The organism is Novispirillum itersonii subsp. itersonii ATCC 12639 (genome assembly GCF_000381985.1).
GTDB lineage: Bacteria > Pseudomonadota > Alphaproteobacteria > Rhodospirillales > Rhodospirillaceae > Novispirillum > Novispirillum itersonii.
Map to the genome: position 1 here is coordinate 21,976 of NZ_KB907358.1, position 7,165 is coordinate 29,140.

Annotated in this window: 8 protein-coding genes; 2 read left to right on the forward strand and 6 right to left on the reverse strand. The window is 57.2% G+C overall.

The window, feature by feature from the left end; translation table 11 throughout:
- Positions 1–218: 218 nt before the first annotated feature.
- Together G365_RS23305 and G365_RS0118895 are read left to right on the forward strand one after the other, a co-directional pair.
- Positions 219–1,871, forward strand: coding sequence for a recombinase family protein (locus tag G365_RS23305; protein WP_155976386.1), 1,653 nt, complete (start codon positions 219–221; stop codon positions 1,869–1,871).
- 411 nt (positions 1,872–2,282) lie between these two features.
- A complete protein-coding gene (locus G365_RS0118895) occupies positions 2,283–2,618 on the forward strand; it encodes a hypothetical protein (RefSeq protein WP_019647107.1) in 336 nt (111 codons plus the stop codon).
- A gap of 305 nt (positions 2,619–2,923) precedes the next feature.
- On the opposite strand, the gene G365_RS0118905 is transcribed toward G365_RS0118895, so the two are convergent.
- The 6 genes from G365_RS0118905 to G365_RS0118925 form a co-directional block, all read right to left on the reverse strand.
- The gene (locus G365_RS0118905; protein WP_019647109.1) at positions 2,924–3,529 is read right to left on the reverse strand and encodes an AAA family ATPase; all 606 of its coding nucleotides are present in this window, start codon (positions 3,527–3,529) and stop codon (positions 2,924–2,926) included.
- Entirely contained in the window at positions 3,529–3,744 is a 216-nt protein-coding gene (locus G365_RS0118910; protein ID WP_019647110.1) for a hypothetical protein, read from the reverse strand. Before G365_RS0118910 ends, G365_RS0118905 begins: the two co-directional genes overlap by 1 nt.
- A 53-nt stretch (positions 3,745–3,797) precedes the next feature.
- A complete protein-coding gene (locus G365_RS24015; RefSeq protein ID WP_155976387.1) occupies positions 3,798–4,487 on the reverse strand; it encodes a hypothetical protein in 690 nt (229 codons plus the stop codon).
- 184 nt (positions 4,488–4,671) lie between these two features.
- Positions 4,672–5,838: a DNA cytosine methyltransferase gene (locus tag G365_RS0118915; protein ID WP_019647111.1), complete on the reverse strand. Its 1,167-nt coding sequence runs from the start codon at positions 5,836–5,838 to the stop codon at positions 4,672–4,674.
- Positions 5,835–6,791: a phage Gp37/Gp68 family protein gene (locus tag G365_RS0118920; RefSeq protein ID WP_019647112.1), complete on the reverse strand. Its 957-nt coding sequence runs from the start codon at positions 6,789–6,791 to the stop codon at positions 5,835–5,837. The genes G365_RS0118915 and G365_RS0118920 overlap by 4 nt, the downstream gene beginning before the upstream one ends.
- Before the next feature lie 14 nt (positions 6,792–6,805).
- Positions 6,806–6,991, reverse strand: coding sequence for a hypothetical protein (locus G365_RS0118925; RefSeq protein WP_019647113.1), 186 nt, complete (start codon positions 6,989–6,991; stop codon positions 6,806–6,808).
- Between the last annotated feature and the right edge of the window lie 174 nt (positions 6,992–7,165).

A 7,165-nucleotide genomic window follows, 5' to 3' on the forward strand; every position in this document is an offset into this window, starting at 1 on the left:
GGGTACGCGCAACCTCTTCAAATCTCTGCAAATCTCTTCAAATCCCCCTTAAAACTCTTCAAAACTCTTCAAATCCCACGCTCATCTCTGCAAATCTCTTCAAATCTCTTCAAAAGGTTGATTTATCTGCCAAAAATAGCCCACCTATCCATCTAGAGCCTTGTTTCTGCCGCAACCGTTGATTATCCAAAGTGGTTAGGTAGATACGTTGAGGCCACATGTCCCAAATCCCCAATCCCGGCAAAGTCATGAAACGCGCTGGCATTTATGCGCGGCACTCCACCGACAAGCAGGCCACCAGCACCTTCGACCAGATCGCCCGCTGTCAGGCGTACTGTGCCAGCCGGGGCTATCTGGTCACCGGGATTTATACGGATGAGGCCATTTCCGGTAAAATACGCCAGCGTCCCGGTATTGATCGGCTGCTGCTGTCCGCAAAAGAAAATGTGTTTGACGTAGTGGTCACCGAAGACCTGTCGCGGCTCAGTCGCAAAATCGGTCAGATGGCCGACACATTCGAATTGTTACAGTACCTCGCCATCTCTATCGAAACGGTGGGGAACGGTACCGTTTCACAGGTGGATGTTGGTTTACGGGGCACCATGAATGCCCTTTACCTTACGGATCTGGCTGACAAAACCCGAAGGGGCATGAAAGCAGCGGTCCAGCGCGGCAGCCTGCCCGGCGGGCAGACCTATGGATATCGGATTGTCAGGGTCATCGGGGAAGACGGCGAACTGGAACGCGGCCACCGTGAAATCGTCCCGGAAGAAGCCGAGGTGATCCGAAGAATTTATCAGGATTATCTCGCTGGTCAGACGCTGGCTGGAATCTGCGAGGCTTTGAACAGCCTCGGTATCCCGTCCCCCGGCGGTAAGAAATGGCATGGCTCTACCCTGATCGGCACAGCATCCCGGCAGTCAGGCATCTTGCGAAACCGCCTCTACGTCGGCGAAGTAGTCTTCAATCGTCAGGAATGGCGCACACACCCGGAGACCGGGGATCGTATGGCGATGCTCCGCCCCAAGGACGAATGGATCACAAAAGAAGTCCCTGATATCGCAATCATCAGCCGGGATATCTTTGACGCGGTACAGGTGGAAATTGAGGCCCGGTCACTGGTACGACGGGACACAGCCCATCAGGCAAAGCAAACCAAGGCAGAACGTCATGCCGCCGAAGTCGCAGAAATTCACCGGCAATGGCGGCAGCGGCAAGAAAAAGCCCTGACGAATGCCATGCTGTTCTTCAGCGGTCGTCTGCACTGCGCAGAATCCGGGAAGAAGATGACGGCACTGCGGAAAGGAAAATACTCCTGCCGCACCCCCGATTGTCGGGTGTGCAGCACGACGATGGAAGAATTTCTCGCTCCGGCGATTAGCGCGCTTCAAGATGTATCAATAGAAGTAATTCTGAGCCATTACACTGACCCCGGCTATGATCTACAAAGACAGGTCATCAAGCAAAGGATCAGCGCGGCGGAAGCCGAAACCGCGCAGGCCCGCAAAGAAATGTCTGAAATCCTGTCAATCCTTGGCAGTGGGGCGAAAATGGCTGAGGTGAGGTCATTTCTCGCCGAAAAGGAAACGACAATCCGGCATCACCACATGCAACGGAGCGTGGCAGTCAGGGAGCTCAATCTACTTTCACCGGGAAAGGCTTCTGCACAGGCAGCGGTCGCAACAGTCCGTAAACTGGCAGACCGGCTGAAGGCTGATTTTATGGACTATCAACCGAATATCAAACTGCGGCATTGCATTGAGAAAGTATCCATTGGCCTGTCCGACGGCGGTAATTTTACGGCTAAAGTCGAATGGGATATTCCGGCCCTCATGAAACTGTCTCGGACAGAGAAGGCCGGAAAGAAATAGAACTTCTCTTTTACGCCGGACACTTCACTTTTTGGCCTGAAGTGCGCCAAGCATCAAGCTCACCACGAAGCTCGCCAAGGGATGATGATTCCGGGCAGAGAAAGGGGAGGCGTCCGCAAGGGGTTGTCCGGCAGGAGGGGGATCACCCACCGCCCACCGGGCGGCGCGAAGCGTGGTCGCCTGTAAGGCGACTATGGGGAGACCTGCCGGACAACAGCGGCCCATGGCCGCGCCTGCCCCTTGTGGAGGCCGGGGCGAAGCCCTTACGGCCCCGGAGGGGCTTGAAGGCTTTTCCCTCACAGCAGTACCCACACACCCACCTGAAAGGTACATCAGACAATTATTGATATGCGCCCTGATAATGGGTACATCTGACATTCAATTGCCTTGTACCTATCTGAAAGGTGCATCATGGAATTTCGGATCGTCGCCAACCGGGTGAAACTCTACCGCTCCACAGAGGGGAAGCGGCAACAGATTGGATCCTTCCCGGCGTCCGCCACCATGCTGGAAGAGGTGTCCCCCGGTACGGTGGCCAACCTGACCCCCGAAGAGCTGAAGCAGCTTCAGGCGTGGCTCCGGGGCGCTCCTGTGCGGCTGGCGAAACAGGCTCATGTGGATATGCTGCGGCAACTGGACTGGCTTCTGGCCCATCCCGACGCCCTGAACAGTTCTCAGCGGGCAGAACTGGCAAGCCACCTTGCCGAGGCGGCAAAGCGGTTCACCCCGGAGCATAACAGGGGATAACGCGTTACGCTCCGCACAGATGCCGGAATAAATAATAACACTGTTATTTTCGTTACAGACTGTCTGGGCTGCGATTTTGTAAAGTACGATACAAATCTCCCCTACCCTCCGGCAAACACACCCCCGCACAGGCCACAGCTCCGGGGCGCTCCTGTGCGGCTGGCGAAACAGGCCCATGCGGACCTGCTCCGGCAACTGGATTGGCTGCTGGCCCACCCCGACGCCCTGAACAGCTCCCAGCGGTCAGAACTGACGAACCGCCTTGCCGAGGCAGCAAAGCGGTTCAGACCTGATCTCTGATCCGATCAGAGAGACAACCCCTGTGATCGCTCTTTGGCTCTGTGACGGGCCAGAAGAGAGATCTGCTTCAGGATCCACGCGGGGGCTTTTGGAGACAGGCGGATCACCTTTCCCCGCTCGATCTTGGCGACAAGGGAAGGGCGTCTTTTGGAGTTGTCGATGACAAAAGCCAGATCTGCCAGCTTCAGCGCCTGATTGACGTTATCGAAGGTGCGCTGATAGCGCCTTTCGATGTCAGCCGCTGGCACCGAATGCCCCCCGCGCATCACACGGGTTGCCACTCGAGCATAAGAGGTTGCTACCACGTCAATTCCGACGACAACCAGACAGGTCTTGAAGCCAGCCCGCTTTGCTTCTTCAAGCTGCTGAAGAGATCCCCGCCCTGAGAAAGTCGTTTCAATCAGAAACGACTGACCGGCGGCAAGAAAGTTCCGACGCTCTGTCAGCGCCCGCTTCCCGGCCTCAATCTGCGCTTTCTCCGGGCTTTCGGGGTTTATCTGCTTCGCCAGTTCGTCAGGGTTGGACACTGGCAGGCCATGCTGGTTGTAGCGGTCAACCAGCGTAGATTTTCCAGCTCCGTTCGGCCCGGCGACAATCCAGAGGCGGGGCATCAGAGCACCCGCACATCTTCAAAGCGGCCACCAGTAGCCCCAAGGTGGACCCGGACAAGGGTCTTCGTCCCATTGGGATCTTCACGGACCAGAAGATCAGGATCCGGAAACCTGTCATCCCGGTAGTATACCGGGAACCCGGCCCGAAGCTGCTCCTCTGCCGCTGATGAAGCATCCAGTCGCAGACCCTGCTCAATCGGAAAGTCATCCTTCATAGGATTCACTCCACAAAAATTAGCATCATTCAGCGCGAGTTGACGCCATACAACTAAAGAGGATCGGGACCAACAAATAAAATACAACCGTTTCCGACGTATCTTTTCTTCGCCTGCGTAAGCATATTAGTAATATTTACGTTAATATCTGCCTTATGAAAAATTCCAATTATAATTTTTATGCTTTCAGGAACATTATTTGGATCATCGCAGGCAACCATGACCCCTGTCTGGTCTGGGGTATCCGGCGCAACTATATCCTGCACAACCTCCACTCCAGACCGCTTAAGAGCATCAAGAATATCCCCAGAATACATAACAGTATTCCCGCTCAAATATCTTGCAAAATGCAACTTTCCTATAATATTTTTATTCTCGTAGATCAGATTAGAAATAATTTTTGATTGATCTGGCCGCAGCCTTTTTTCAGATGATTTAAATGTCTGAAAATCAATCGGTAAATCTCTATTTCGTTCATAGACACTCTGAAGCCGCATATTTACATTGTCATATGCACTAAAGCTTGCATAAATGAATGAAACGGCACATAGCCAAAGTAAGATCCGTCGACGTTTTGACTTCGGTATTGCCGTATCTACGGCTTCCCACCATTTCTTTGGCAGTATAAATTCGATCAATTGTTCAATCACGAGAATTCCTCCCGTGACTTGGAAAAAAAACATTGAAAGGACTTCTGATAGGAAATCCCAAAGGCGAGAGAGGTATGAAGGATCGACTTCCATGAGTGAGACGCTACATCTTTTACGTCAGCATTGGCAACCCAAGAAAATCCACTCAAGGTAGTAGATGAAGAATCAGACAGCACCTTTGATATATTAAGCCTGTTATATAAGGTCATAATGATCTCCTGCATACAGGTTCCATTCTCAGGTCCGTCGTCCGACCAATTGGTCGAAGGGGAGAGGGTCATTCAGCCGCCTCCCGCAGGATCGCCATGTCAGCGCAATTCGCCGCCACCAGCGCCGCAGCCACCGGAGGCGGAACACTGTTGCCACAGCGGGCAAGCTGGCTGCGCCTGCTGATGCCCGGCCCCTCAATCACGTAATCAGCCGGGAAACCCTGTGCAGTGAACAGTTCGCGGGGTGTCAGCAGACGGCTTCGGATCTCCTGCGCGGCACCGTCCGGCGTCAGGATCACCACCACCAGCCGCAGGTGATTGCCCCCGGCGGTGATGGTCGGCGCGGGCCGGTCCAGCCTCTGCCCATCGGCACAGGTGCCCCGGAGCTTCACCAGATATCCGGCAGCCCGGCAGCCGGGCGGCACGTCAACCGGCACCCACACCGGGCACTCTGTCTCAAGAACATAGCGCCGCAAACCGTTGTCGATCCGACGCAGAGTGGCGGGAACCAGCGGCTTTTCACGGCCATGGATGGGACGACAGGGAATGGTCCAGTCAATGCAGTCAAACAGGGTCCGGTGGGGGGTAGGCCCCACCCCATGGGAGGGCGACGGCCAGACAACCGGCAGCCCGTCCCGGCGGGCAATCACGAACAGCCGGACCCGGTTGGTCGGTGCCCCATAGTCTGCGGTGTTCAGCAGCCGGGTTTCCACCCGGTAGCCTTCCCGGCGCAGCGCGGCCAGCCAACGGCGATAGGTTTCCCCCTGCCGGTCGGCAATCGGCACCCCGGAGGCGTCGAGCGGTCCCCATGTGCGATACTGGCGGACATTCTCAACGATGATGACACGCGGCCTGATGCGCTGTGCGTATTGCACCACCGACCACCCCAGGTCGCGGACCTGTGCGGACTTGATGCTCCGGCCCCCGGAGGCTTCACTGAAGTGGCGGCAATCGGGGGAAGCCCACAGCAGACCGACCGGACGGCCCGCCGCCACGTCCGCCGGATCAACCGCATAGACCGATTTGCAGAAGTGGCGGGTTCCCGGGTGGTTGGCGGCATGCAGGGCCACTGCCTCGGGATCGTGGTTGATGGCCACGTCCGGGGAGCGGCCCAAAGCCATTTCAATTCCGGTAGAGGCTCCACCGCCTCCGGCAAAGCTGTCGATGATGATTTCCCGCCCGGCGGAAAAAGGCCGGCTGATTTCCGGCATGGCAATCGGGAGGCTGAAGGTCATGCCACGGCCTCCCCGTTATGCTCCACACCATCCAGCAGCCGCCCTGCGGTCTTCTTCCCAACCCGGTACATCTGCATACCAGCATGGCCGTCAATGATCGTGAAGGCGTCCTGCCAATCGCTTGAGCCTCCATAGGCGAGAGGTAGGGTATCGACGCGGCAGGTTCGCCCGTAGCATTCATCCAGAACGGCCTGATCCTGTCCCGGCTTTGCAAGCCGATTGGAGCGATACAGAGTTTCAGCATCCTGTGCCCTTATCTGAGAGACAGGAAGCCACTCGCCCCATTGCTTGAAGAAGAACGCCGTTCCGCTGGCGGCGCACTGATCCCGCAGACCGCGCACCCAATCCGGATGCATCGGGCGGGCCTGACCGCCGGACTCTCCGCCGACGATCAGCAGATCAATCCCGGCCAGCCATTCCCGCAGATCCAGTGCCGACAGCAGGGGTTCGGCCGACAAAAAGCGCACCCCGGCCGGAGCGGCCAACAGCTTCGGAATGTCGCGGACAGCCTCGGTCTGATTGCAGACCGTGGCCCCCAGCCAGACGGTTTCCGGTACTCCGTCCGGGAACATCAGCGGCAGATAGCGCCCGGCATTACCGATCCTCTTGGACAGCAACAGCCAGTCAAGGTTCGGGGTCGCACTGATGAGCGCCCCCAGATCCTGCCGCCAGTCGTCGGTGATGGCCGGATGGTTATCAAACACATCCGCCAAGCTGGCGCAGAACACCCGCGCCCGTTTCCCGGCAGCCTGAGCCGCCCGGTTCCATCTCAGCGGCTGCCGCCAGTTCGCGGCACTGGTCCGGCGGCGCTGGCCCTGCCACAGCTCAGGCGTTCCCGCCCGCTTGGCCCAGCCTTCGGCATAGCAATGATCACAGGCCGGGGAGACTTTCGCGCACCCAACCCAAGGGTTGAAGGTGTGATTGGTCCATTCGATAGAGGAGTTCTCAGCCATGGTCCCGGCCTCCCTCAAATCTCAAACGTCACAGAGCCGTCAGACAACACGGCCCCCACGGCCTCGCCTGCGTCCCTATCACAATGATCAACAGCCTCCTCCCATGTCGGATAATCGGGAGCCGCCCGGTAATGTCCTGCGGCATCGCTGATGGTGTAACCGACAGTAAAAACAACGCTCTCTTTGTCAGAGTGGGTCATCTCAGGGGATCCTTTTCTTCGGACTGGACGGGTCGAACTTTGCCCTGTCGTCAGAAAAGGGGAGGCGTCCGCAAGGGGGTGTCCGGCAGGAGGGGGATCACCCACCGCCCACCGGGCGGCGCGAAGCGTGGTCGCCTGTAAGGCGACTATGGGGAGACCTGCCGGACAACAGCG